The sequence below is a fragment of the Streptomyces sp. NPDC051064 genome (assembly GCF_044455985.1).
Lineage (GTDB): Bacteria > Actinomycetota > Actinomycetes > Streptomycetales > Streptomycetaceae > Streptomyces.
Genome location: NZ_JBITFK010000007.1, coordinates 112,618 through 136,451, shown reverse-complemented (window position 1 = coordinate 136,451; position 23,834 = coordinate 112,618). Strand labels below are relative to the sequence as shown.

The 23,834-nt window shown below is 70.7% G+C and carries 25 protein-coding genes and 2 pseudogenes; 15 read left to right on the top strand and 12 right to left on the bottom strand.

The features are described 5' to 3' along the window. Positions 1-22 precede the first annotated feature (22 nt). Together ACIBCU_RS25095 and ACIBCU_RS25090 are read left to right on the top strand one after the other, a co-directional pair. Positions 23-751: a class I SAM-dependent methyltransferase gene (locus ACIBCU_RS25095; RefSeq protein ID WP_399234124.1), complete on the top strand. Its 729-nt coding sequence runs from the start codon at positions 23-25 to the stop codon at positions 749-751. 52 nt (positions 752-803) lie between these two features. Beyond that, positions 804-1,151, top strand: a complete 348-nt coding sequence (locus ACIBCU_RS25090) for a helix-turn-helix transcriptional regulator (RefSeq protein WP_362929875.1) — start codon at positions 804-806, stop codon at positions 1,149-1,151. A gap of 4 nt (positions 1,152-1,155) precedes the next feature. On the opposite strand, the gene ACIBCU_RS25085 is transcribed toward ACIBCU_RS25090, so the two are convergent. Together ACIBCU_RS25085 and ACIBCU_RS25080 are read right to left on the bottom strand one after the other, a co-directional pair. Next, positions 1,156-2,532, bottom strand: a complete 1,377-nt coding sequence (locus tag ACIBCU_RS25085; RefSeq protein ID WP_362929873.1) for an FAD-dependent oxidoreductase — start codon at positions 2,530-2,532, stop codon at positions 1,156-1,158. Positions 2,533-2,624: 92 nt separating this feature from the next. Beyond that, complete coding sequence (locus ACIBCU_RS25080) at positions 2,625-3,287, bottom strand: DUF305 domain-containing protein (protein WP_362929871.1); 663 nt, start codon at positions 3,285-3,287, stop codon at positions 2,625-2,627. Between the two features lie 181 nt (positions 3,288-3,468). Here ACIBCU_RS25080 and ACIBCU_RS25075 point away from each other — a divergent pair, with 181 nt between their 5' ends. After that, positions 3,469-4,959: a hypothetical protein gene (locus ACIBCU_RS25075; RefSeq protein ID WP_362929870.1), complete on the top strand. Its 1,491-nt coding sequence runs from the start codon at positions 3,469-3,471 to the stop codon at positions 4,957-4,959. A 173-nt stretch (positions 4,960-5,132) separates the two neighbouring features. Here ACIBCU_RS25075 and ACIBCU_RS25070 read toward each other — a convergent pair whose 3' ends face one another. From ACIBCU_RS25070 to ACIBCU_RS25050, 5 genes are all read right to left on the bottom strand, one after another. Continuing rightward, the gene (locus tag ACIBCU_RS25070; protein WP_104792033.1) at positions 5,133-5,312 is read right to left on the bottom strand and encodes a hypothetical protein; all 180 of its coding nucleotides are present in this window, start codon (positions 5,310-5,312) and stop codon (positions 5,133-5,135) included. Positions 5,313-5,392: 80 nt separating this feature from the next. After that, positions 5,393-6,118 carry an HAD family hydrolase gene (locus ACIBCU_RS25065; protein ID WP_399234121.1) on the bottom strand — a complete coding sequence of 242 codons (726 nt, stop codon included), beginning with the start codon at positions 6,116-6,118 and terminating at the stop codon, positions 5,393-5,395. Positions 6,119-6,148: 30 nt separating this feature from the next. Further along, positions 6,149-6,850 (bottom strand): phosphatase PAP2 family protein, encoded by a 702-nt coding sequence (locus tag ACIBCU_RS25060; protein WP_362929868.1) that lies wholly within the window; start codon positions 6,848-6,850, stop codon positions 6,149-6,151. Positions 6,851-6,884: 34 nt separating this feature from the next. Next, complete coding sequence (locus ACIBCU_RS25055; protein WP_362929867.1) at positions 6,885-7,820, bottom strand: M56 family metallopeptidase; 936 nt, start codon at positions 7,818-7,820, stop codon at positions 6,885-6,887. Between the two features lie 84 nt (positions 7,821-7,904). Then, positions 7,905-8,516, bottom strand: coding sequence for a DUF5134 domain-containing protein (locus ACIBCU_RS25050; protein ID WP_399234118.1), 612 nt, complete (start codon positions 8,514-8,516; stop codon positions 7,905-7,907). A 180-nt stretch (positions 8,517-8,696) separates the two neighbouring features. Here ACIBCU_RS25050 and ACIBCU_RS25045 point away from each other — a divergent pair, with 180 nt between their 5' ends. After that, positions 8,697-9,245 (top strand): GNAT family N-acetyltransferase, encoded by a 549-nt coding sequence (locus tag ACIBCU_RS25045; RefSeq protein ID WP_362929864.1) that lies wholly within the window; start codon positions 8,697-8,699, stop codon positions 9,243-9,245. 39 nt (positions 9,246-9,284) lie between these two features. Here the strand turns inward: ACIBCU_RS25045 and ACIBCU_RS25040 are convergent, their stop codons facing one another. Further along, positions 9,285-9,935 (bottom strand): glycerophosphodiester phosphodiesterase, encoded by a 651-nt coding sequence (locus ACIBCU_RS25040; protein WP_393766767.1) that lies wholly within the window; start codon positions 9,933-9,935, stop codon positions 9,285-9,287. 280 nt (positions 9,936-10,215) lie between these two features. Between ACIBCU_RS25040 and ACIBCU_RS25035 the strand changes: the two genes are divergently transcribed. The 5 genes and pseudogenes from ACIBCU_RS25035 to ACIBCU_RS25015 form a co-directional block, all read left to right on the top strand. Further along, entirely contained in the window at positions 10,216-11,610 is a 1,395-nt protein-coding gene (locus tag ACIBCU_RS25035) for a DUF6421 family protein (RefSeq protein ID WP_399234116.1), read from the top strand. A 26-nt stretch (positions 11,611-11,636) separates the two neighbouring features. Further along, entirely contained in the window at positions 11,637-12,401 is a 765-nt protein-coding gene (locus tag ACIBCU_RS25030; protein ID WP_362929860.1) for an SDR family NAD(P)-dependent oxidoreductase, read from the top strand. Then, complete coding sequence (locus tag ACIBCU_RS25025) at positions 12,398-13,462, top strand: threonine aldolase family protein (RefSeq protein WP_399234561.1); 1,065 nt, start codon at positions 12,398-12,400, stop codon at positions 13,460-13,462. Before ACIBCU_RS25030 ends, ACIBCU_RS25025 begins: the two co-directional genes overlap by 4 nt. Before the next feature lie 71 nt (positions 13,463-13,533). Then, positions 13,534-14,133, top strand: a complete 600-nt coding sequence (locus ACIBCU_RS25020; RefSeq protein WP_399234113.1) for a transglutaminase family protein — start codon at positions 13,534-13,536, stop codon at positions 14,131-14,133. 43 nt (positions 14,134-14,176) lie between these two features. Beyond that, positions 14,177-14,443, top strand: a pseudogene (locus ACIBCU_RS25015) (cytoplasmic protein); the annotation flags it as partial. 104 nt (positions 14,444-14,547) lie between these two features. Here the strand turns inward: ACIBCU_RS25015 and ACIBCU_RS25010 are convergent. Beyond that, positions 14,548-15,270, bottom strand: a complete 723-nt coding sequence (locus ACIBCU_RS25010; protein WP_362929856.1) for a lysophospholipid acyltransferase family protein — start codon at positions 15,268-15,270, stop codon at positions 14,548-14,550. Positions 15,271-15,489: 219 nt separating this feature from the next. On the opposite strand from ACIBCU_RS25010, the gene ACIBCU_RS25005 reads away from it, so the two are divergent. The 5 genes from ACIBCU_RS25005 to ACIBCU_RS24985 all read left to right on the top strand — a co-directional run bounded on the left by ACIBCU_RS25005 (position 15,490) and on the right by ACIBCU_RS24985 (position 19,995). Then, positions 15,490-15,816: a TlpA family protein disulfide reductase gene (locus ACIBCU_RS25005; protein WP_399234111.1), complete on the top strand. Its 327-nt coding sequence runs from the start codon at positions 15,490-15,492 to the stop codon at positions 15,814-15,816. Between the two features lie 196 nt (positions 15,817-16,012). Then, positions 16,013-16,519, top strand: a complete 507-nt coding sequence (locus ACIBCU_RS25000) for a flavin reductase family protein (RefSeq protein ID WP_362929852.1) — start codon at positions 16,013-16,015, stop codon at positions 16,517-16,519. Between the two features lie 202 nt (positions 16,520-16,721). Further along, positions 16,722-17,507 carry an electron transfer flavoprotein subunit beta/FixA family protein gene (locus ACIBCU_RS24995; RefSeq protein WP_033305351.1) on the top strand — a complete coding sequence of 262 codons (786 nt, stop codon included), beginning with the start codon at positions 16,722-16,724 and terminating at the stop codon, positions 17,505-17,507. A 56-nt stretch (positions 17,508-17,563) separates the two neighbouring features. Beyond that, positions 17,564-18,526 (top strand): electron transfer flavoprotein subunit alpha/FixB family protein, encoded by a 963-nt coding sequence (locus ACIBCU_RS24990; protein ID WP_362929850.1) that lies wholly within the window; start codon positions 17,564-17,566, stop codon positions 18,524-18,526. A 170-nt stretch (positions 18,527-18,696) separates the two neighbouring features. Further along, a complete protein-coding gene (locus ACIBCU_RS24985; protein ID WP_399234108.1) occupies positions 18,697-19,995 on the top strand; it encodes a DUF6986 family protein in 1,299 nt (432 codons plus the stop codon). 43 nt (positions 19,996-20,038) lie between these two features. Here ACIBCU_RS24985 and ACIBCU_RS24980 read toward each other — a convergent pair whose 3' ends face one another. Continuing rightward, the gene (locus tag ACIBCU_RS24980; RefSeq protein ID WP_399234106.1) at positions 20,039-21,067 is read right to left on the bottom strand and encodes a LacI family DNA-binding transcriptional regulator; all 1,029 of its coding nucleotides are present in this window, start codon (positions 21,065-21,067) and stop codon (positions 20,039-20,041) included. A 183-nt stretch (positions 21,068-21,250) separates the two neighbouring features. On the opposite strand from ACIBCU_RS24980, the gene ACIBCU_RS24975 reads away from it, so the two are divergent. Further along, entirely contained in the window at positions 21,251-22,219 is a 969-nt protein-coding gene (locus tag ACIBCU_RS24975; RefSeq protein WP_399234104.1) for an ROK family protein, read from the top strand. 16 nt (positions 22,220-22,235) lie between these two features. On the opposite strand, the gene ACIBCU_RS24970 is transcribed toward ACIBCU_RS24975, so the two are convergent. Both ACIBCU_RS24970 and ACIBCU_RS24965 read right to left on the bottom strand, forming a co-directional pair. Beyond that, positions 22,236-22,412 carry a hypothetical protein gene (locus tag ACIBCU_RS24970; protein WP_399234102.1) on the bottom strand — a complete coding sequence of 59 codons (177 nt, stop codon included), beginning with the start codon at positions 22,410-22,412 and terminating at the stop codon, positions 22,236-22,238. A 619-nt stretch (positions 22,413-23,031) separates the two neighbouring features. Next, positions 23,032-23,808: pseudogene (locus ACIBCU_RS24965) on the bottom strand (transposase); the annotation flags it as partial. Positions 23,809-23,834: the final 26 nt, after the last annotated feature.

The following is a 23,834-nucleotide window of genomic DNA, read 5'->3' as shown; positions in this document are numbered from 1 at the left end:
TCTGTGGGTACGCTGAGCGGCGATGTTCACTCCCCAGGGCCCCACACTGCGCGAACTGGCCGTGCAGGCGCTCTCCTCGACGATGCGTGGATACGACCTGCTCGCGCCGAAGTTCGACCTGACGCCCTACCGGACCCCGGACCGGGTGCTCGAAGCCGTCACCGACGCGGTGCGGCCCCTCGGTCCCTTCGACCGCGGTCTGGATGTCTGCTGCGGCACCGGAGCGGGTGTCGGCGTGCTGCGCGGGCTGTGCCGGGAGCGGGTCACCGGCGTCGACTTCAGCGCGGGCATGCTCGACGTAGCCCGGGGCATCTGCACCGCCGAGGCCGGCGGTCCCGCAGTGGACTGGGTCCGGGCCGACGCCCTGGCCCTGCCGTTCACGGGCGCCTTCGACCTGGCCCTGAGCTTCGGGGCGTTCGGCCATTTCCTGCCGGAGGAACGCCCCGCACTGTTCGACCAGGTGTACGCGGCGCTGCGGCCCGGCGGCCTGTTCGTCTTCCCGGTGGGCGCGCCGCCCGCGGTGGGCTCCCGGGCCTACTGGTCCCTGCTCGGTTTCGACCTGGCCATGCGGGCGCGCAACGCGCTGTGGCGTCCGCCCTTCGTCATGTACTACCGCACGTTCCCGCTCGCCGGAGTGGTGGACGACCTCGAAGGGGCCGGCTTCACCGTGCGGCTGCTGCCGGTGGAGGAGTTCGGCCGGAGACCGGACGGCAGCCCTCGCGTCCGGCTCGTGGCGGCGGCCCGTGGATAAAACTACGACGACTCTCGTACAATGGATCCCCCCAGGACGAAGTGGAGGCACCGTGACGTCGAACGCCGCTCGCGTGCTCGCCCACCCCTCGCGCGAGGAGATCCGCGTCGAGGGCGTGCTCCACGCGCTCTCCGATCCGATCAGGCTCCGGATCGTGCACCAACTGGCAGGCGCGACCGACGAGCAGGCCTGTTCCCGCTTCGATCTCCCGGTCTCCAAGTCCACCACCACGCACCACTTCAGGGTGCTCCGCGAGAACGGCGTCATCTCCCAGTTCTACCGTGGCACGGCCAAGCTGAGCTGCGTACGGACCGAGGATCTGGAGGCGCTCTTCCCCGGCCTGCTGGACAGTGTTCTCGGCGGGGTGGAGCTGCAGGCCGAGCGTCTCGGCCTGCGCTGACGCGCTACCGGGACTCGCCCCGGGCCGCGTCGAGCAGCCCGGACCAGTCGGGGATCTTCACCGGACCGCGGCCGAGAGAGCGGCCGAGCGCCGACTCCGCACGCTCGATGGACAGCCAGCCGTCCCATTCCACCGGACGCAGCCCCTGGTCCCGGAGAGCGCCCAGGGGGTCGGCGGACACCTCCCGGCCGACGAGCAGCGGCGCGTCCTCGACAAGCGAGGCGACCGTCTCCTTCGCGCACGATCTGTTCGAACCGATCACCCCGGTGGGGCCACGCTTGATCCACCCGGCGACGTACTCCCCGGGCGACGCCGCCCCGTCCCTGACCACCCGGCCCGCGAGATGCGGCACGGTGCCGCGCGCCGGGTCGAAGGGCAGACCGGGCAGGGGCGTCCCCCGGTACCCCACGGCCCGCAGCACGAGCTGCGCTTCGATGTCCTCGTACACCCCGGTGTCCCGTACGCCTCCGGCACCGTCCGGGGCCGTCCGCGCGAACCGCACTCCGGCGACCCGCCCGTCCCGCTCCAGCAGCTCGACCGGACGCAGGAAGAACCGCAGCCGGATGCGGCGCTCCCGGCCCACCGCGGTGGGCGGCGGATCCGTCGCCCACCCGCGTAGCACGTCCAGATTGCGCCGGACCACGGCAGGCAGCGGCGCCCCCGGATGCCCCGCCGCGACGGCGTACGCCGGATCCAGCGCCAGCTCCGCACCGTCGACGGCGATCCGAGCCCCGGGGAGCGCGCCCAGTTCGCGGAGCTCCTTCGTGGTGAACCTGGCCTGCGAGGGGCCGCGCCTGCCGACGATGTGGACCTCACGCAGCCTGCTCGCCCCCAGCGCGTCGAGAGCGGCCCGCGGGACGTCCGTGCCCCGCAGTTCGGCCGCGCCGCGGGCGAGGATCCGGGCCACGTCGACCGCCACGTTCCCGACGCCGACCACCACGGCCGAACGGGCCCGGAGCGCGAAGCCGTCGGCGGCCGCGTCCGGGTGGGCGCTGTACCAGGAGACGAACTCGGTGGCGGAGCAGCTCCCCGGCAGGCCCTCCCCGGGAACGGCGAGCGGCCGGTCGGCCGCGGCGCCGACGCAGTAGACCACCGCGTGGTACAGCTCCTTGAGCCGGGCGGGTGACAGTCCGCCCGCGCCACCCACCCCGACATGGCCGACGAAGGTGATCCGGTCGTCCTCCAGGACCGCCCGGAGACTGCTCTGCAGTGACTTGATCTTCTCGTGGTCGGGTGCCACGCCGTAGCGGACGAGTCCGTACGGCGTGGGCAGCCGGTCCAGCACGTGCACGCGCACGTCCGGCACCTGGGACTGCTCCAGCAGGGCCTGGGCGGTGTAGACCCCGCTGGGACCCGAACCCACGACGGCGACACGGAGCACGACGTACCTCCTCCGGCAGGTTCCCTCCAGCATGGCACCGCCGCCGGGAAGCGGGGAGAGGCTCGCGGGCCTGGGGGTCCCGGTGGGGCCCTTCAGGTCATCAGTCCGCGCATCCGGTCGATCTCCACGGTCTGCTGCGCGACGACGTCGTTGGCCATCTCCTCCACCAGCACGTTGTTGCCGTCCGCGAGAGCCTCGGTCGCCATCGTGACCGCGCCCTGGTGGTGGGTGATCATCAGCTCCAGGAACAGCCTGTCGAAGGCCTTGCCCTGCGAGGCACGCAGCTTCTCGATCTGCTTGTCGGTCGCCATGCCGGGCATCGTGGAGTGGTCGTGCGTCTCCTCACGGTCGTCCCCGCCGTTGTTTTTCAGCCAGCCCTCCATGGCGCCGATCTCCGGCTTCTGGGCTGCCGATATGCGTTTCGCGAGCCGTTCGACAGATGCGGACGACGCCCGTCCGGGAACGAGGGCGGTGAGCACGAGCGCCTGTTCGTGATGCTCGATCATCATGCGGGCGTAGCGGAAGTCGGCGGAGTTCGGCGTGTCGTCCCCGGCGGCCTTCGCCGCTTCGTCCGCCGAGAGTGTTCTGGCCGGTTCACCGGGCTTCCCGGGAGCCACGACCGAAACGCCCTTGTCCGCCCCGGCGTCGGCCGCTTCGCCGCCGCTGCCGTCGTCGCAGCCGCCGACAGCGAGAACGGCGGCCACGAGCGCAGTCGTCAGGGCTGCTGCGCGCACTCGTGTGGTTCGACGGGGCATCAACACGGCGACCTCCATTGCCACATGCGTCTGTTGCAGACCGTCCTAACACCTACCACCGGCCTCTGATCAAAAACTTTTATTACGTCTCTGTTGCCATCTGTTGGTGTGTACATGTGAAGGACGATACTGCCGGGGTCCAGGAACCGTTCGTCGACGAACGGACACAAGGGAGGACGCAGTGACCTCGTTGCACACCACCAGCGTGCGGCGCAGACGTCTGGGCGTGGCGGCAGCCGCGGTCGGGCTCATCGCCACGCTGTTCACGGCCGGCCCCGCAGCCGCGACACCGGACCCCGGCGACACCGCCACCACCCGCAGCGGTGTTTCCGCGAGCGAGCAGGCCGAAGCAAGGGCCGCGATCGAGAGCGGTGAGATACCCGGCGTGGACGAGATCGTCCACAGCGCCAACATCGAGCACCTCACGAATGTCCCCAAGGACGCGCTCCAGGGGACCAACACGGACCTGGCCTTCCAGGGCAGCTACGCCTATGCCGGAAACTACGACGGCTTCCGGATCTTCGACATCCGCAACCCGAAGAAGCCGAGGACCGTCGCACAGGTCCTGTGCCCCGGTTCGCAGAACGACATCTCGGTCTCCGGGAATCTCCTCTTCCTGTCGACCGACTCCTCCCGCAGCGACAACTCCTGTGCCAGCACCACCCAGCCCGCCACGGAGAAGTCCTCCTGGGAGGGCATGAAGGTCTTCGACATCAGCGACAAGCGCCACCCGAAGTACGTCGCCGCCGTCGAGACCGCGTGCGGTTCGCACACCCACACGATCGTCCCCGAGCGCGGGAACGTGTACGTGTACGTCTCCTCGTACTCGCCGAACGAGACGTTCCCGGACTGCCAGCCGCCGCACGACGGAATCTCCGTCATCAAGGTGCCGCGCAGCGCCCCCGAGGACTCCCGGATCGTGAACTTCCCGGTGCTCTTCCCGGACGGCGGCAACCCCGGCGCGCCGGCCAACCCCGGCGTCTCCAAGACCACCGGGTGCCACGACATCACCGTGCTGCCGTCCAAGGACCTGGCGGCCGGGGCGTGCATGGGTGACGGCCTGCTGTTCTCCATCAAGGACCCGGAGAACCCGAAGATCATCGACCGGGTCCAGGACAACGTGAACTTCGCGTTCTGGCACTCGGCGACCTTCAACCAGGATGCCGACAAGGTCGTGTTCACCGATGAGCTCGGCGGCGGCGGTGCGGCCACCTGCAACGACGAGATCGGCCCCAACCGCGGTGCCGACGGCGTCTACGACATCACGGGCACGGGGGACCACCGCAAGCTGGTCTTCCGCAGCTACTTCAAGATCGACCGCCCGCAGGCGGACACCGAGGTGTGCGTCGCGCACAACGGCTCGATCATCCCGGTCAAGGGCAAGGACCTGATGGTCCAGGCCTGGTACCAGGGCGGCGTCTCCGTGTGGGACTTCACCGACTCCACGAAGCCGAAGGAGATCGCGTACTTCGAGCGCGGTCCGGTCTCCACGGACGCGGTCACCACGGCCGGCCCGTGGTCGGCCTACTACTACAACGGCTACATCTACTCCAACGACATCGCCAAGGGCTTCGACGTCCTGAAGCTCGACGACCGGCGGACCGATCCGGCGAAGAAGGTGCGGCTGAAGGAGCTCAACGTGCAGACGCAGCCGGACTACTTCGACCGCTGAACCACCGGTTCCCCCCGCAGGTGAAAGCGAGTGCCCCGCCGGGCGGTCTCCGCCCGGCGGGGCACGTTTATCTCATTGACCGGTGGGCGGCACGGGGACATGCTGTATCCCTGATTCCGGCGATGCGGGGGATCGCCGGAATCAGACACGGGGCGGCGCGCCACACCGGTCGCTCAGGCGGCCGGCCGCACGCTCGTACCCGCGGCCGCGGCCCACTCCACCAGCAGGCGCTGGTACTCCGTCTCGTCGTCCGGGGACAGCAGCCCGCCCGAGCGCTGCCACAGGGTGCGGATCTCTTCGTTGACGACGGAGGCGGGGCGCACGGTGGCGGACGGGTTCGGATACGGGGACATGTCCACCAAGCTAAACCCCCTGCGGGCCGTAGGACCCCCTCCGGGACAGGGATATCCCTCACACCGTCTCCCGGAATCCTTCACGGACGGTGCGTGCCGGGTGCCTCCACGGCGAGTTCCGGAAGCCCGAGCGCCCGGAGCCCGTCCGGCCGCTCCTCCACGGGCAGATGGTCCACGAAACGCACCTCACAGCCGACGGCGGCCGCGCCGGCGTCCGCGTGGCGGTCGTCACCCACCATGACCACATCCGCGGGATCCAGCTCCAGCTGCGCGCACGCCGTGCGGAACAGGTGCGGATCGGGCTTCTGGACGCCGTGTTCGTAGGACAGGACGTACGCGTCGACGAATTCGTCCAGGCCGTGCGCGCGGAAGACGGGGCGCAGGTCCCAGCCGATGTTGCTGACGATCCCGACCGCGGTGCCGTCGCGTCGCAGCCCGCGCAGCACCTCCGCCGCATCGGGGTACGGCTGCCAGGCGGCAGGGGTCTTATGGCGGTCGTACAGCGCGTCGTACAGGCCCGGGTCCGGAAGGGCCACCTGCCGGGCCAGCCCGGTGTACGCCTCCCTGTGCGCCGGCGCGGTGCGGTCGCGGTCGGCCCACGCCGCGGCCAGTGCCGGCGGGATCCGTGCGGGGGCCGGGCCGCCGGGCAGCGCTCCGGCCTCGGTCAGCCGGCGCGTCCAGTGCTCGAAGTCCGCCTGCTCCACGGCCGTGCCCCGTGCGTCGAGGACCGCGCGCAGCCACGCGGAGACGGACTCGATCCGGAAGAGGGTCCCGGAGAAATCGAAAAGTACACCCTTGATTGGCATGAGCCGATCTTCGCCGCCTCCGGTGAGGATCTACAAGGGCGTGCCGCCGCCGCCACCGGCCGGCCGCCGGCTGCGCCTGGTGTATTCGGTGTAGCCGGCCGCTGACAGCGAGGCCAGGGCGACGCCCATGAGAATTCCGCCCACTACGTCGCTCAGCCAGTGAACGCCCAGGTAGACACGGGTGAGGGCCACGCCGGTCACCGAGATCACGGCGAGCACGAGTGACCCCCACCACAGGGGCGGCCGCGCGCCGTACAGACGCAGCAGCCACACGAGCAGCCCGCAGGTGACCGCCGCCGTCATGGCGTGACCCGAGGGGAAGGCCGCGTACTGCGCCGAGTCCACCGGGTCGATCCACCGGGGGCGTTCCCGGCCGACGGCGGCCTTCAGCCCCTGCTGCACGAGCGAGGTGAGCAGACTGGTCGCGGCGACCCACCCCGCGACCAGCCGGAAGCCGTGCCACCACAGGGCGACCACGACGACGGCGGTCAGCAGGCGCATGGTCCAGGGGTCCCACACCCAGTCCGTCAGCACCCGGCTGACCTGGACCAGCCCCGGTTCGGTCACCGCCCGGCGGTGCAGCGCCCCGGCCACCGAGGTGTCCATGGACATCAAGGGCGACCAGCGCGCCGCGACCAGCACGAGCAGAACGAGGGACAGCGAGGCGCAGACGGCTCCCGTGATCAGGAAGGGGCGCCGGGCGGGCGGGGAGAGAGGAGGAGGGGAGTGCATGGGGGTGATCCTCGTGCATGATCCGCTCGTGGGGCTATCCCAGAGCCCTGAGTCCCGGTACGAAGGCCACCAGCAACGGTACGACGGGTACCAGCGCGGCGGCGGCGGTCAGCCGCAGCCGGCGCCCCGCGGTCAGCCGGTCCACGGGGGCGAGCAAACGGTTCACCCTGAGCGGCACATGGGCGCCGGAGGCCGGTGCCGGGCCGAACACGCCGCGGTCCTCGTTGAGTTCGACCAGGGCGAGTGCGATCGTGAGGCGCCCGAAGCGCCGTGACGCCACGTCGTCGGCGGCCAGTTCGACGAGGCGGTGCATCTCGTCGCGGAACGCCGCGAACACCGGCACCTGCGGGAATCCCGTCGCGAGCGCGTCCGAGCAGTGCAGGAGCCAGTCGTGACGGGCCTGGGCGTGACCCTGCTCGTGCGCCAGCACGGCATCGAGCTGACGCCCCTTCAGCCGGCCGAGTGCCGCCGTGGTGATGACCAGTTGAGGAGCCGCCCCCGGCAGCCACCAGGCGTCGGGCCGTTCGCCCTCCAGCACCACGAGGCGCCCGCTGCCGGGCTCCTCGCCCGGCATCAGCGGGGAACGCACCAGCAGTTCGCCGCGCCGCTGCCGGCGGCGGGCCCGGGCGCGATGGATCTCCCGTACGAGCATGGCGGCGGTCCACACTCCGCCGAGTGCCAGCAGGACCGCGATGACCGCCGACCACGGCCCGTACGCGCCCAGGGCGTACGCCTCGACCACGGCGTGCGGCGCGGGGGCGAAGACATGGCCGCGGACCGCCTGCCAGGCAGCAGCCGCACTGAGGGTCATGGAGAGCCCGAACGACAACAGGACACCCGCGACCACGCACTGCCAGACCCACAGGGCCACGACCGGCTCGCGCTCCGGCCATCGGGTCCTCGCCATCAGGCCCGGGGCCACGACGGCAGCCATTGCACCGAGCAGCAGCAGCGCGAGGGAGACCAACATGGCGTCAGCCTATGAGTGCCGTGGTACCCACGGGTATGGCCACGCGCGCCAAGTGACGTACGACACGGCGCAGGGCCCGCCGCCTCACAGCGTGAGCAGCATGGCGAACATGGCCGTCCCCATGGTCAGCCTGCACGCCAGGGCCAGTTCCGGCCGCGCGCCCCAGGCTGGGGACGCCGTCATGGCGGTGGGGCCGCCACCGCTCCCGCGGGCCGGCGCGCCGACGGGCGTGGGAGCAGGTATCAGCCGCCCCGCCGCGTGCAGGACGTAGAGCGCGTAGTAGACCAGCAGCGCTCCGGTCAGCAGGGGAATGCCCCCGGCCGTACCCGCTCCGTGACCCGCGTGGCCGCCTCCCGCGGCATGGGCGGCTCCCGGGGCCATGGCCACGGCCATGTAGACCATGGCCAGCGAGCCGACCAGATGGTGCAGATGGTGACCGCCGCCGCCCCTGGCGTACACGACCGCGTGCAGCGCGGCTGCGCCGAACACCACCGCGTACACGACCCACATCCACTCCGGGAGCGTGAGCAGGGCCGCCGGCACGGCCATCGCGGCCATCCCGAACCCCATCAGCGCCTCGGCGCGCGCCGATCTGCGTTCCCGCTCCGTGCCGTCGCGGGTCCGCAGCAGGCAGTACGCCCCCGTGGCCCCGCACACCACCATGAGCAGCCAGCCGGACAGCGCCGGTCCGTGCACGGTGCACCTCCCCCTACGGCGAATCACGCCGGTGTCGTCCCATCGATGCCCCGTACCGGCCGCTCCTACCGGGGCGCATTGGGGTACTGGGGGAGCGCGCCAGAACCTGCGGGGGCGCGGTGGGGGGCGGGTTAGTCTCGGGCTGACACCGTCGGCAGCACAGGACCGGAGAAGAACCACATGGACAGCGCACCGGCCACGGCACGGGCAGAACTCACCTTCCGCGACGCGACCGGCGACGACGTGCCGGTCCTGGTGCGGCTCGTCGAGTCCGCCTACCGGGGCGACGCGAGCCGGGCCGGATGGACCACCGAGGCGGACATCCTCCAGGGGCAGCGCACGGACGCCGACGGGGTGCGCGAGGTGCTCGCGGTCCCCGGGGGCCGGGTCCTCATGGCCGAGCGGGACGGCGGACCGGTCGCCTGCTGCCAGCTCGAACACCGTGGGCAGGCCGCGTACTTCGGCATGTTCGCGGTGAGGCCGGAGCTGCAGGGCGCGGGCCTCGGCAAGGTCATCATCGCCGAGGCGGAGCGCACGGCCCGGGAGGACTGGGGCGTGAGCGAGATGCACATGACGGTGATCTCGGTCCGAGAGGACCTGATCGCCTGGTACGAGCGCCGGGGCTACCGCCGCACGGGAGAACTCACGCCCTTCCCGTACGGCGACGAGCGTTTCGGCATCCCGCAGCGCGACGATCTCGCCTTCGAGCTCCTGGTCAAGGAGCTGTAGGGCGCGGGAAGCGGGAAGCGGGATGCGCGCGGGCGCGCCTCAGGCGGTGAAACGGCCCGCGCGCCGGATCTCCGGATAGTCGGTCGTCGCGCCGTCCAGGCCCAGCGCGCGGACAAGACGCAGGTGGTCGGGGGTGTTGACCACCCAGCCGATCACCTTCAGCCCTTCCGCGTGGGCGTGCTCGACCACCTCGAGGGTGAGGCGGCGGATGTTCAGGGCGAGCGTCGCCGCGCCCACCGCCTTCGCCCGGTCCACCACATCGCCCTCCCAGTGGCTGGCGATGAGCACCGTGCGTACGCCCGGGACGAGCTGCGCGATCTCGGCGACCGCCTCGTCGTGGAACGAGGAGACCTCGACGCGGGCGGCCAGATCGCGTCGCAGCATCACCTCCGCCAGTGCCCTCGCCGCCGCCACGTCCTTGATCTCGGCCTGGACGGGCGAGCCGATCGCGTCGAGCACCTCCTCGAAGACCGGCACCCGCTCGCCCTGCCCGGCGTCGAGCTCGCGGAGCTCCGCCAGCGTCTTCTCGGCGATCAGCCCGCGCCCATCCGTCGTGCGGTCCACGGCCGCGTCGTGCATCACGGCGAGCGCGCCGTCCTTGCTCAGGTGGAGATCCAGTTCGACGGCGTCCATGCCGGCCTGCTCCGCGTGCGCGAACGAACGCAGCGTGTTCTCCGGCTCGACACCCATGACACCGCGATGACCGATGGTGAGAAAAGTCAAGGCACTCCCGCTTCCGTCCGTCGTGTACGCCTCGCGTGCGGCTCCTACCCACAGGGAACCAGTTCTCCCGTGCAGGACGGCCCCTGCCCTGCCAGTCCGGCGGAAGAAGTTGTCGCGCGGATGTGTGGCAGGAAAAATAACGGTGAAAATGTGAGTCGGCAGGATAATTTTCTGCCCTCCACTTGTCTGATGGAACCGTGGATGGATACGGTTGCTTGACGCGAGGTTCTCCCGTGAAGGAAGTGTTATGACGGAAATTCTTGAGCACGCCGCCGCCGGCGCGATAGCTTCTGCCCAGCGGGTCGTGGAGCACCCTGCCTGGCCGGCGCTCAAGAGTGCCGTGGAGGAGCTTCGCCCCTGGCAGTCCAAGGACGGCTCCATCGACTTCGGGTCCGAGGGCGCCCCCTCCGCCGAAACGGCCGGAGCCGTCATCGAGCGCGTGGTCACCGCAGTCGAGCAGCTCTCCCCTCTGCTCCCGCACGACGACGCCTACCACCGCGCGCTCGTCACCGACCTGCGCCGCTGGGCCGCGGACGGATTCGGCGTCCCGGACTTCCTCGACTCCCTGCTCGCCTTCCAGCCCGCCAGGAGCCGTGCGGACGGCCTCCAGCACCTGGTCGTGTTCGCGATGTACACGCAGAACGGCAATCCGGACCGCAATCTCGAAGCCGTCGTACTGCGGATGGTGTGGCCCGAGTGGCTCGCCGACCTCGAGGCCATGCGCTACGACAACCCGATGTTCTGCGGGATCACCTTCGAGGACTTCACCTCGGGCTACGACACCAACTCCGCCGTGCTCTTCCCCGAGACCATCGCCGTACGCGAGGCGCCGGAGCGCTTCAGCTGGGGCGGCATCTTCTGCGACCGTGAGGCCGCCCGCTTCCGCCGCGTGACCGAGGCCTCAGTCGACCTGCTGGGCGTGGAGCTTCCCGACGACGTCCGCGAGATGATCGGCGACCAGAAGCGGTGCGAGCAGGCGTTCGTGCTCTGGGACATGGTCCATGACCGCACCCACAGCCACGGCGACCTTCCGTTCGACCCGTTCATGATCAAGCAGCGCCAGCCGTTCTGGATGTACGGGCTGGAGGAGCTGCGCTGCGACCTCACCGCCTTCCGGGAGGCCGTGAAGCTGGAGGCCGACGGCTTCGGCCAGGGCCGCGACGTCCAGTTCGCCGTGCTCTTCGACCGGATGTTCCGCTTCCCCGTCACCGGCGAGCGTGTGCGCAACTACGACGGCCTGGGCGGTCAGCTGCTCTTCGCCTACCTCCACAAGCACGACGTGGTCCGCTGGACCGACAACACGCTCAAGATCGACTGGGCTCGCGCCCCCGAGGTCACGAACCAGCTCTGCGGTGAGATCGAGAAGCTCTACCGCGACGGCATCGACCGCCCCAAGCTCGTGCACTGGTTCGCGGCGTACGACCTGGTCGCGACCTATCTCGCGCCCCACCCGGGATCCCGCTGGGCCAAGGGCCCCGACGCCCTGGACCTGAAACAACCGCCTCGTAAGCTCGTCGACGACGTGCTTCCGGACGAGTTTCCCCTGAGCATGTTCTATGAGGCGCTCTCGAAGAAGCTGAAGCATGTGATCGCCTCCACCAAGGGGATCACCGCGGCGGACGCCGGGCGGGTGGCTGCGTGAGCGCGGGTTCTGAGGAGGCGGTGGCGATGAACGGAACAGGCAGGACCGACAGCGGTGTGCTCGAGGGCGCCGTGATCGCGGTGGCCGGAGCGGCGGGGCCGGCGGGCCGCGCCACCCTGCTCAGGCTCGCGGAGGCGGGGGCGACCGTGGTCGCCTCCGACGCGAACCCCGAGCGGCTCGTGGAAGCGGTCGACGCCGCGCGTTACGCCCACGGGGGAGCGACCGTCACCGGCGACACGGTCGACCTCCTCGATCCGGGGGCCGCGCGGGAATGGGCCCTCAAGACGGAGAAGGAGTTCGGTCGCGTCGACGGACTGGTGCATCTCGTCGGAGGCTGGCGCGGCGGCTCCGGCTTCGCGGACACCAGCCTGGCCGACTGGGACTACTTGGAGAAGCTGCTGATCCGCACGGTCCAGTCCACCTCGCTCGCCTTCCACGAGGCCCTCCAGCGCAGCGACCGAGGCCGCTACGTGCTGGTCAGCGCGGCCGGAGCCGGCAACCCCACCGCCGGTAACGCGGCCTACGCCGCGTCCAAGGCGGCGGCCGAGGCCTGGACGCTCGCCATGGCGGACGCCTTCCGCAAGGCGGGGGGCGAAGCGGGCCCGACATCGGCTGCTGCGATCCTGGTCGTCAAGGCACTGGTGCACGACGCGATGCGCGCCGAGCGCCCGAATGCGAAGTTCGCGGGCTTCACGGACGTCACGGAGCTGGCCGAGGCCATCGCCGGAGTCTGGGACAAGCCCGCCGGAGAAGTGAACGGAAAGCGTCTGTGGCTGACCCCGCAACCCTGAGGACCGACGCGCGACGTCATCACGACCCGCAGGTGCGCGGTTTCGCCAGTGACAACTACGCGGGCGCGCACCCGGAGGTCCTCGCGGCCCTCGCCCTCGCCAACGGCGGCCACCAGGTCGCCTACGGCGAGGACGACTACACCGGACACCTCCAGCGGATCATGCACAGCCACTTCGGCCCCACTGCCGAGGCCTTCCCGGTCTTCAACGGCACCGGAGCCAACGTCGTCGCCCTCCAGGCGCTGACCGACCGCTGGGGCGCGGTCATCTGCGCCGAGTCCGCCCACATCAACGTGGACGAGGGCGGGGCGCCGGAGCGGGTGGGCGGGCTGAAGCTGCTCACCGTCCCGACCCCGGACGGCAAGCTCACGCCGGAGCTCATCGACCGGGAGGCGCACGGCTGGGACGACGAGCACCGGGCGATGCCGCAGGTCGTCTCGATCACCCAGAACACCGAGCTCGGCACCGTCTACACACCCGGAGAGATCCGCGCCATCTGCGAGCACGCCCACGAGCGGGGCATGAAGGTGCACCTCGACGGCGCCCGGATAGCCAACGCCGCGGCGTCGCTGGACGTGCCGATGCGTACGTTCACCAACACGGTCGGCGTGGACGTCCTGTCCTTCGGTGGCACCAAGAACGGTGCGCTCTTCGGTGAGGCCGTCGTCGTCCTGAACCCGGACGCGGTCCGGGCCATGAAGCATCTGCGCAAGCTGTCGATGCAGCTCGCCTCCAAGATGCGCTTCGTCTCGGTCCAGTTCGAGGCGCTGCTCGCGCGGGATCTCTGGCTGCGCAACGCGCGCCACGCCAACGCCATGGCCCAGCGGCTCGCCGACGGGGTCCGGACGGTGGACGGGGTGGAGATCCTCTACCCGGTGCAGGCCAACGCCGTCTTCGCGAGGCTGCCGCACGAGGTGACCGAACGGCTGCAGAAGCGGTTCAGGTTCTACTTCTGGGACGAGAAGGCCGGAGACGTCCGCTGGATGTGTGCCTTCGACACCCATGAGGACGACGTCGACGCCTTCGTCCTGGCGCTCAAGGAGGAGATGGCCAGGCAGTAGCAGCTACATATTTATGCGGTCGATCGGAAATGTATTGCACCCGGTCGGCCGCATCGCTACGCTCCCCGGGCATGAAGCTGATTCAGCATGACTCGGACATCTCCGCCTATCTGGCCGAGGATGAGGTCATCGACCACCGTCATCCGCTCGTGCGGGAGACGTCCGAGCGTCTCGGTGCCGAGACGCTCGACGCATACACATACGCTTCCGCGGCTTTCGCCTTCGTGCGCGACGCCATCCCGCACTCGATGGACACGGGAGATCCGCGGGTCACCTGGCGTGCGTCCGACGTCCTCGCCGCCCGCACCGGTATCTGCTACGCCAAGTCGCATGCCCTGACCGCGCTGCTGCGGGCCGCGGGCATCCATGCCGGCCTCTGCTACCAGCGGCTCGTCGGGAGTGACGGCACGGACCCCGTCGTCCACGGCTTGGTCGCGGTGCGGCTCCCCGGGTGGGAGCGGTGGGTGCGGCAGGATCCGCGCGGGAACCTGGGCGGAATCGACGCCCGGTTCTCGGCCGACGAGGAGCGGCTGGCCTGGGTGCCGCGGCCGGAGTTCAATGAAATGGACTATCCAGTAGTCTATGCAGTACCGCACGCCGTGACTCTCCACGCCCTGCGGAGCTCACGCGACTGCGCGGAGCTGAGCCGGAACCTTCCGACCGCGCTCTGAGTCCCACCATGTCCCCGAAACCCGTACCGGAGCAATGCGGAAGATGACCCTGACGATCACGGTCTCCGACGAGGTCCGCAGCCTCGCCCCCGGCTTCACCCACATCGCCGTCGAGGCGCACGGCCTTGTCAACGGCCCCAGCGACGATGAGAGTTCGGCGCTGCTCGACGACGCGACCCGAAGGCTCATCGAGCGGCTCGGCGGCCGGGCCCCGCACGAGGATCCGCATGTGGCCGCCTGGCGCGAGATGTACACGGCCTTCGGCCGTCTTCCTTCTGGAGGGCCTCGCTCCCGCGACGGCGCCGGAGCTCGGGGCCGCGGCCGCCGAGCTCGCCGAGTCGCTCGAGAAGATCAGCCCGGAGCACGGATCACCCTCCACGACCCGGCGTGACGTTTCCTCCGGCGAGCGGAGGATCAGCCGAGCTCGCGCGCCTCTGCGGGCGTCGGCGCCGTACCGCCGAGGTGCGCCGGCACCCACCAGGTGTCGGCCGCGTCCTTGGGGCGCACCGGATAGGCGCGCTGTGCCGCCTCGAGGAGCTCCTGGACGCGTTCACGCAGCCGGCGGGTGATCGCACCCGCGTACTGGTCGGTGGGGGCCTCCAGGGCCTCGCCCACGCGGATCGTGATCGGGGTGTGGCTGCGCCGGAAATTGCGCGGGCGCCCCTTGGTCCACAGCCGCTGGGTACCCCACAGCGCCATCGGGACCAGCGGCACGCCCGCCTCCTGGGCGAGGCGCGCGGCGCCCGACTTGAAGCTCTTCAGCGTGAACGACTGGGAGATCGTCGCCTCGGGGAACACTCCGACGATCTCGCCCGCGCGCAGCGACGCGAGCGCGTGCGCGTAGGCGTCCTCGCCCTGGTTGCGGTCGACGGGGATGTGCTTCATGCCGCGCATCAGCGGTCCCGACACCTTGTGGCGGAACACCGACTCCTTCGCCATAAAGCGGACGAGCCGCTTCTGGGGCAGGGCGCCGAGCCCGGTGAAGATGAAGTCCAGATAGCTGATGTGGTTGCTGACCAGAACCGCGCCACCGGTCTTCGGGATGTGCTCCGAACCCTGGGTGTCGATCTTCAGGTCGAGCGCCTTGAACAGTGTGCGAGCGGCGCCGATGACCGGCCGATAGACGAGCTCTGCCATCTGGATGAAGACCCTTCTTCAATGCCTGGGGAGGGTTCTCCCGGCGGAAGTTACGCAGCCGTAGGTTTTCGGCATTGGGGCGATCGTGCCCCATGTGCGACGCCGTGGCCAGCCCCAAAGGGCCCGGCGCGAGAGATTCTCGTCACGTGAATCATCCGGGAATGTAATGAGGTCGCAGGCCGCTGACCCTTTGCGCAGAGTTCTGAGAGGGAGGCCGGGATGGACGGGCGGACGGACGCGGGCATGCTGGACGCGGCCCAACTCGGCGCGGAACTGGGGGATCGGGCGACTCTCGTGCAGTTCTCGACCGCGTTCTGCCAGCCGTGCCGCGCCACCAGGCGCACCCTCGCGGAGGTGGCCGGGATGGTCGACGGCGTCGCCCATGTCGAGATCGACGCCGAGGCGCATCTCGCGCTCGTGCGCAGCCTCGGCATCAGGCGGACCCCCACGGTCCTGGTGCTCGACGCGGCGGGCCGCATCGTCCGCCGGGCGGCGGGGCAGCCGCGGGCGGCGGATGTCGTCGCCGCGCTGGGGCAGGCGATGTGACGGACCGTGACGCATCTCCCACATGACGGGACGCACTTGACTGTGTACACCACGCATCGTCACTCTGACGTTATGCTGCCAGAACTCCTTCTTTTCGGCCGGGTCCATGTCGACCTCGTGCGCCACGCGAGTGCGCGCTGTCCGGGTGCCTGAAGACCCCACGGCCCCGTACCGCCCCCTCGCAGAAGGACTCCCCATGACGGCCTCGCCCGGTCTCGGCACCACCCGGACGGCTTCCCCCGAACTCCTCCGCTCCGTCTTCCGCCGGCATGCCGCCGGGGTCGCGGTGATCACCGCCGCGGGCGCGGGGCCGGTCGGCTTCACCGCCACCTCGCTCAACTCCGTCGCCGCCGAGCCCCCGCTGGTCTCCTTCGGTGTGGGCACCTCGTCCTCCAGCTGGCCCGTGGTCGCGGAGGCGGAGCACGTGGGCGTGCACATACTCGGCGAGGACCAGCAGGAGCTCGCCGCGACGTTCGCCCGCAGCGGCGCCGACCGGTTCGGTCCGTCCACCGACTGGAGCAGGGGCCCCGAGGGGGTGCCGCTGCTCGGGGGCGTGGTCGCCTGGCTGGTCTGCCGGGTGGTGGCCCGGATCCCGGCGGGGGACCACCGCATCGTGATCGCCGAGGTCGTGGCCGGGGATCCGTCGCGGGGCGGCAGGCCTCTGGTCTACCACCAGGGGCGTTTCACAGCTCTGCGAGACTGAGGCCGAGCAAGGCGGTGCCGGAGCCGAGCCCGTTGGCTACGTCACAGTTCCAAGCGCTTGCTTATGGGTAATGTACTGGGTGTACTGGCGAGTAATATTTTGGCCGGGAGCCGGGTCGCCCCGACCGGAAACCGCCCGATAAGGCGCCTATGCTGCGTGCAACAAGGCAGCCCAGAAATGACGATGCAGTAGGAGAGCCGGCGTGAGCTTGAGGATCGTTGTCTGTGTGAAGTACGTGCCCGACGCCACCGGCGACCGGCACTTCGCCGATGACCTGACCCTGGACCGTGACGACGTCGACGGTCTGCTGTCGGAGCTCGACGAGTACGCGGTCGAGCAGGCACTGCAGATCGCCGACGAGGCGGACGACGCGGAGATCACCGTGCTCACGGTGGGCCCCGAGGACGCCAAGGACGCGCTGCGCAAGGCGCTGTCGATGGGCGCCGACAAGGCCGTCCACGTCGAGGACGACGACCTGCACGGTACCGACGTCATCGGCACCTCCCTGGTCCTGGCCAAGGCTGTCGAGAAGACCGGTTACGACCTGGTCATCTGTGGCATGGCGTCGACGGACGGCACCATGGGCGTGCTCCCGGCGCTGCTCGCGGAGCGCCTCGGCGTCCCGCAGGTCACGCTGCTCTCCGAGGTCTCGGTCGACGGCGGCACCGTGAAGGGCCGTCGCGACGGCGACTCCGCGTCCGAGCAGCTCGAGGCGTCCCTGCCGGCCGTGGTCTCCGTGACCGACCAGTCGGGCGAGGCCCGCTACCCGTCGTTCAAGGGCATCATGGCGGCGAAGAAGAAGCCGGTCGAGTCGCTGGACCTCGAGGACCTGGAGATCGAGGCGGACGAGGTCGGCCTGGGCGGCTCCTGGACCGCGGTCGACTCCGCGGCCGAGCGTCCCGCCCGCACCGCGGGCACGATCGTCAAGGACGAGGGCGAGGGCGGCAAGCAGCTGGCCGAGTTCCTTGCGGGCCAGAAGTTCATCTGAGCCCCGGCCGTTCCCTCACGCCCCGCACTCCCTCGCACGCAGGAGATTGAAGTCCCATGGCTGAAGTTCTCGTCTATGTCGACCACGTGGACGGTGCCGTCCGCAAGCCCACCCTGGAGCTGCTGACGCTCGCCCGCCGCATCGGGGAGCCGGTCGCCGTCGCCCTCGGCAACGGTGCCGCCGACACCGCCGCCGCGCTCGCCGAGCACGGCGCCGTCAAGGTCCTGACCGCCGACGCGCCGGAGTTCGCCGACTACCTCGTCGTACCGAAGGTGGACGCGCTCCAGGCCGCGTACGACGCGGTCTCCCCGGCCGCCGTGCTGCTGCCCTCCTCGGCCGAGGCCAAGGAGATCGCGGCCCGCCTCGCGCTCCGCATCGGCTCCGGCATCATCACCGACGCCGTCGACCTGGAGGCCGGTGACTCCGGCCCGGTCGCCACGCAGTCCGCGTTCGCCGCCTCGTACACCACCAAGTCCCGTGTCTCCAAGGGCACCCCGGTCATCACGGTCAAGCCGAACTCGGCCGCCGTCGAGGCCGCCCCCGCCGCGGGCGCCGTCGAGGCCCTCACGGTCTCCTTCTCCGCCACGGCCACCGGCACCAAGGTCCTCTCGCGCACCCCGCGTGAGTCGACCGGGCGTCCGGAGCTGACCGAGGCCGCGATCGTCGTCTCCGGCGGACGCGGCGTCAACGGCGCGGAGAACTTCGCGATCATCGAGGCGCTCGCCGACTCCCTCGGTGCGGCCGTCGGCGCGTCCCGCGCCGCCGTCGACGCCGGCTGGTACCCGCACACCAACCAGGTCGGCCAGACCGGCAAGTCGGTCTCCCCGCAGCTGTACATCGCCTCCGGCATCTCGGGCGCGATCCAGCACCGGGCCGGCATGCAGACCTCGAAGACCATCGTCGCGGTCAACAAGGACGCCGAGGCCCCGATCTTCGACCTCGTCGACTACGGCGTCGTCGGCGACCTCTTCGACGTCGTCCCGCAGCTCACCGACGAGGTCAAGACCCGCAAGGGCTGACCCGGCACGAGCTCTGCCCGTACGAAGGCCCGGGGCCGCGTGGTGTTCTCACCGCGCGGCCCCGGGCTCTTTCCGATCACCATTGACGCCGGGAGCGGGGACTTATAACTTCACTATGCGGATGAAACATTCCGGGAAGCGGAAATGTACTGAACGTGGAGGGTACGGTCATGGGTCAGCAGGAGAAGGTGGCGACGAGCCTCGCCGGCACGGTCGGCGAGGAGATCAGTGCCTCCCTCACGTCGGTGGACGCCGAACTCGCCCGCCGGTACCCAGGAGACCCCGGCACGCGCCAGCCCGTCCACACCGTCTACGTGCCCGCGGACAGCTTCACCTCCACGACCCTCCGCACCTGGGGCGACCAGGCGCTTGCGGCGCTGGACGAGCACGCCCCCGACGCCGCCGCCCTCGCCTCGGTCCTCGGCATCCCGCAGGAGCTCGCGGAGCCGGTCCACGACCGCGTGCGCGCCAAGCTGGAGCGTGAGCCGGTCGAGGACCTGCGCATCGACTTCGAGGACGGCTACGGCCCGCGCCCCGACGCGGAGGAGGACGAGGCCGCCGCGCGCGCGGCGCGTCTGGTGGCCGAGGCGTACGCCGACGGGACCGCGGCTCCGTACATGGGCATCCGGATGAAGTGCATGGAAGCCGGCGTACGCGACCGGGGCATCCGCACCACGGACATCTTCCTCACCGGCCTGATGCGGGCAGGAGGCCTCCCCGAGGGGCTCGTCCTGACCCTGCCCAAGGTGACGTACCCCGAGCAGGTCACCGCCTTCGTGCGGCTGCTCGAGGCCTTCGAGGAAATCCACGGACTGCCCTCCGGCCGCCTCGGGTTCGAGATCCAGATCGAGACCAGCCAGTCCATCCTGGCGGCGGACGGGACCGCCGCGGTGGCCCGCATGATCGACGCCGCCCGGGGCCGGGCGACCGGTCTGCACTACGGGACCTTCGACTACAGCGCCTGTGTCGGTGTCAGCCCCGCCTACCAGGCCAGTGACCATCCCGCCGCCGACCACGCCAAGGCCGTCATGCAGGTCGCCGCCGCGGGCACCGGCGTGCGGGTCTGCGACGGTTCCACGAACGTGCTCCCGGTCGGCCCCACCCAGCAGGTCCACGACGCATGGCGCCTGCACCACGGCCTCACCCGCCGCGCTCTGGCCCGCGCCTACTACCAGGGCTGGGACATGCACCCGGGCCACCTGCCCACCCGCTACGCCGCCGTCTACAGCTTCTACCGCGAGGGCCTCGGCCAGGCCGCGACCCGGCTCGCCGCCTATGTGGCCAAGGCCGGCGGGGACGTCATGGACGAGCCCGCCACCGCGAAGGCCCTGAGCGGCTACCTGCTCCGCGGCATCGACTGCGGCGCCCTGGACACCACGGAGGTCATGGACCTCACCGGCCTGAGCCGCGCTGACCTCGACGGCTTCGCCTCGCCCCGGCGCGGAGGGCTGACCGTGACGGCCCCCTGAGGTCTCCCGTCCGGAACGCCCGGGGCTCACATGCCCCGGGCGTTCACGCGGGCGGGAGCTCCCCCGAGCCGCGCGGGATGAGCCGCGTCGAGAGCTCCACCCGCGCAGGGGCGTGAGCGGCGCCGTCGAGGCGGCGGAACAGGTGCTCCGCCGCGGTGCGGCCGACCGCCGCGGCGTCCTGCGAGATCACCGTGATGCCGAGCAGGTCGGCCAGCTCGATGTCGTCGAAGCCGACCAGGGCGATCCGGCGTTCGCACTCGGCCAGGACGCGGACCGCGGTGACCGTCACGCGGTTGTTGCCCGCGAAGAGGGCTGTCACCGGCTCGGGCCCGGCCAGCATGGCCTCGGCGGCGGACCTGACCCGGGCCGGGTCGGTCGGGCCCAGGGAGACCCAGGCGTCCTCCACCTCGATCCCCGCGTCGGCCAGGGCCGCGTGATATCCGCGCAGTCGTTCCGTCGCGGTGTGGATGCGCGGCTGGTCACCGATGAAGCCGATCCTGCGGTGGCCGTGCGCGACCAGGTGGGCGACGCCCGCGCGCGCCCCGCCGAAGCTGTCCGACAGGACCATGTCCGCGTCGACCCGGCCTGCCGGACGGTCGACGAACACGGTGGCGATGCCGGCCTTCATCTCCGGCTCCAGATAGCGGTGGTCGTCGCCCGCCGGGATCACGATGAGGCCGTCCACCCGGCGCGCGCAGAGCGCGAGGACGAGCTCCTGCTCGCGCTCCGGGTCCTCCGCGCTGGAGCCGTTGATCAGCAGCGCGCCATGGGCGCGGGCCACCTCCTCCACGGCGCGGCTCAGCGGGCCGTAGAAGGGGTCCGCGAGGTCCTCCAGCACGAGGCCGATCGACGCGGTGCGGCCCTTGCGCAGGACGCGCGCGCTGTCGTTGCGGCGGAATCCGAGCGCCTCGATGGCCTCCTGGACGCGGCGTTCGGTGTCGGGGGTGACGCCGGGCTCGCTGTTCACCACGCGTGAGACCGTCTTGAGGCCTACTCCGGCACGGGCTGCCACGTCCTTCATGGTCGGCCTGTTGCCGTAGCGGGACTCGGAATGGCGGGCGGTCTCGGCCACGGTGCGCTGTCCTGTCGTCGGGAACGGGCGATTCCGGCCCCCTTGGGCGGTGCCAGGAAGGGGACGGATGCTGTGGCGTCGAGCATAGGCCCTGGACAACGTTGTCAAGAGAATGGAGACTAGGAGCATCATCTGACTGAAGTCGCAGGTCCTGCGCCTCACCCCCCCGGAGAGTCCACACCGATGCATACCGACCTCGTCACCGCGCTCGACATCGGCGGTACCAAGATCGCCGGGGCGTTGGTGGACGGCGGCGGATCCCTTCTCGTACGGGCGCAGCGCCCCACGCCGGCCCGCGAGGGCGCCGAGGCCGTGATGGGTGCGGTGAACGACGTCCTGGCGGAGCTGGCGGCATCCCCGCTGTGGCACCGGGTGCGGGCGGTCGGGATCGGGAGTGCGGGGCCCGTGGACGCCTCGGCCGGCACGGTCAGCCCGGTCAACGTCCCCGGCTGGCGCGGCTTCCCGCTGGTGGACCGGGTTGCCGCGGCGACCGGCGGGCTGCCGGTCACACTCGTCGGCGACGGGGTCGCGATGACGGCTGCCGAGCACTGGCTGGGTGCCGCCCGGGGTTATGACAACGCGCTGTGCCTGGTCGTCTCCACCGGTGTCGGCGGCGGTCTCGTACTCGGCGGAAAGCTGTACCCGGGCCCCTCGGGCAACGCCGGTCACATCGGCCACATCAGTGTCGACCTGGACGGCGACCCCTGCCCCTGCGGTGCGCGCGGCTGCGTGGAGCGCATCGCCAGCGGGCCGAACATCGCCAGGCGGGCCCTGGAGAACGGCTGGCGCCCCGGCCCGGACGGCGATGCCACGGCCGCCGCGGTGGCCGCCGCCGCGCGGGCGGGGGACCCGGTCGCCGCCGCTTCCTTCGAGCGGGCCGCCCAGGCTCTCGCCGCCGGGATCGCCGCCACCGCCACCCTGACGGACATCGATATCGCCGTGATCGGCGGGGGAGTGGCGGGAGCGGGCGAGGTGCTCTTCGCGCCGCTACGCAGGTCCCTGCGCGACTACGCCACGCTGTCCTTCGTCCAGGACCTCACTGTGACGTCCGCGGTGATGGGCGCCGACGCGGGACTGGTCGGTGCGGCGGCCGCGGCCTCGACGGTCCGCCACGGCGCCTCGAACGGCGTGCGGGCCGTAGCCACCCCGTAGGGACGGAGCCGCCCGGTCAGCGGCCCCGGTCCGTCGGCTGCTGGGGCACCATCACCAGGAAGGCGTCCTGCTCCAGGTCCATCACGACCTCGGCGGCCATGCCCTCGCCGCGGCGGGCGGCGGCGAACTCCTCAGCGGGCCGGCTGCCCCGTGGCCCTCCCGCGGGAAACTGCCCCAGTACCGTGCGGCGCACCGCGCATCCCCTCGTCGTTCCAGTGGCTGTCCGCTCCAACGACGTCCGGCCGTCACTCGTTACGGCGGTGCGCCGGGTCCGGTTCGTACAGTGGGACGCCCCCCGGCGTCCGCGCCGGCGCAACCGTGTCACCCCTGCTGGGTTTCCGGAGCGGGGTGTTGCGGGCAAGCCACAGGGGGCTACGGAAGAGGGGGACCCGTGATCGTCTGGATCAACGGTTGCGTTGACACAAGGCCAGGTCAGCGTCCTGCCTGCTGCTATTCGCTCCGAAACCTAGCCTTACTTAGCTTTAGCTAGCCGTAGTTCCCCTTGATTGGGAGACGGATGCGCTGGAGTTCCAGATCCGGGACCGTCCGGTCAACCAGGGGCGCCGTGAGCTATCGCCGCCGAGGGGACTCGGGCCCGCCGGGCTACACCCAGGGGGCCGCCATTCGAGTCAGCCTTGCTCGCTACATACAGCCGCATCTTCAGGCGGCTGCGCCTTTGCCGTCCCGAACGCTTCGACCGTCATCGCCGGTCCTGCAGCTCGTGGCCGACCGAGACACCGCCGTGAAGGCCCTCACGAGGGTCTGTCCAACAAGCGGCTCTGTCTCACATTCGGTGGTGACTCGGTGTGGTGTTATCCGAGGAGGATGCGGTGGCGAAGGAGGGTGAAGCCTGCTCGTCCGTGCATCTGGCGGGCAATCCGCTTGGTCCTGGTGTTGACACCCTCGGTCGGGCCGTTGCTGTACGGGAGTGTGAACGCGGCGATCACAGCGTCGCGGTCTCGCTCGAGACCGCGGGTGAAGGCGTGCAGATACGGCAGATCGGCTGCTCGGACCTGGGTGACCCATTGGTCGAGGGTGTCGGCGTTTTCTGGCTGAGGCTTCAGGAGTGGGGCGAAGGTCCGGATGTGGGCTACCAGTTGGGTCAACTCGGGGCACGCGGCGGTGAGCCGGGTCAGGAGGTCTTGGTACTCGGCGTTGAGGTTGTCGGGCCTGGTGAGGAGCATCCGGGCGAGTCTGCGTGCGGAGATGTGGCTGCGGTCGGCGTCCGCGCGGCCTTGGTTGATGTACTTGTGCAGGAGGTTGAGGCAGCCGGTGAGGCCGAGTGCCTTGATCTCTTCGAAGAGGTGCTGGACGGGGACGGCGGGGTCGTCGACCCGGCGTTTGCGCAGGTGCTCGCGGTAGGGATCGACGAGGCTGGCGCGGTATTTCGGGACGCGGAGCATCCGCTCGGGCCGGTCGGCTCGGGCATAGCGTTTGACGGTATTCAGGGCCAGTTGCAGACGGCGGCCGCATTCGAGGAGGCCGACGCCCTGGTCGAGGAGGTCGTGGATCTGGTGCCAGCGGTCCAGGGTGGTCCGTGCGCGGGGCCCGTCATACAGGGGTGCCTCCAGCACGGTGGCCCAGCAGTCGGGCTTGACTCGCATACTGGTCCGAT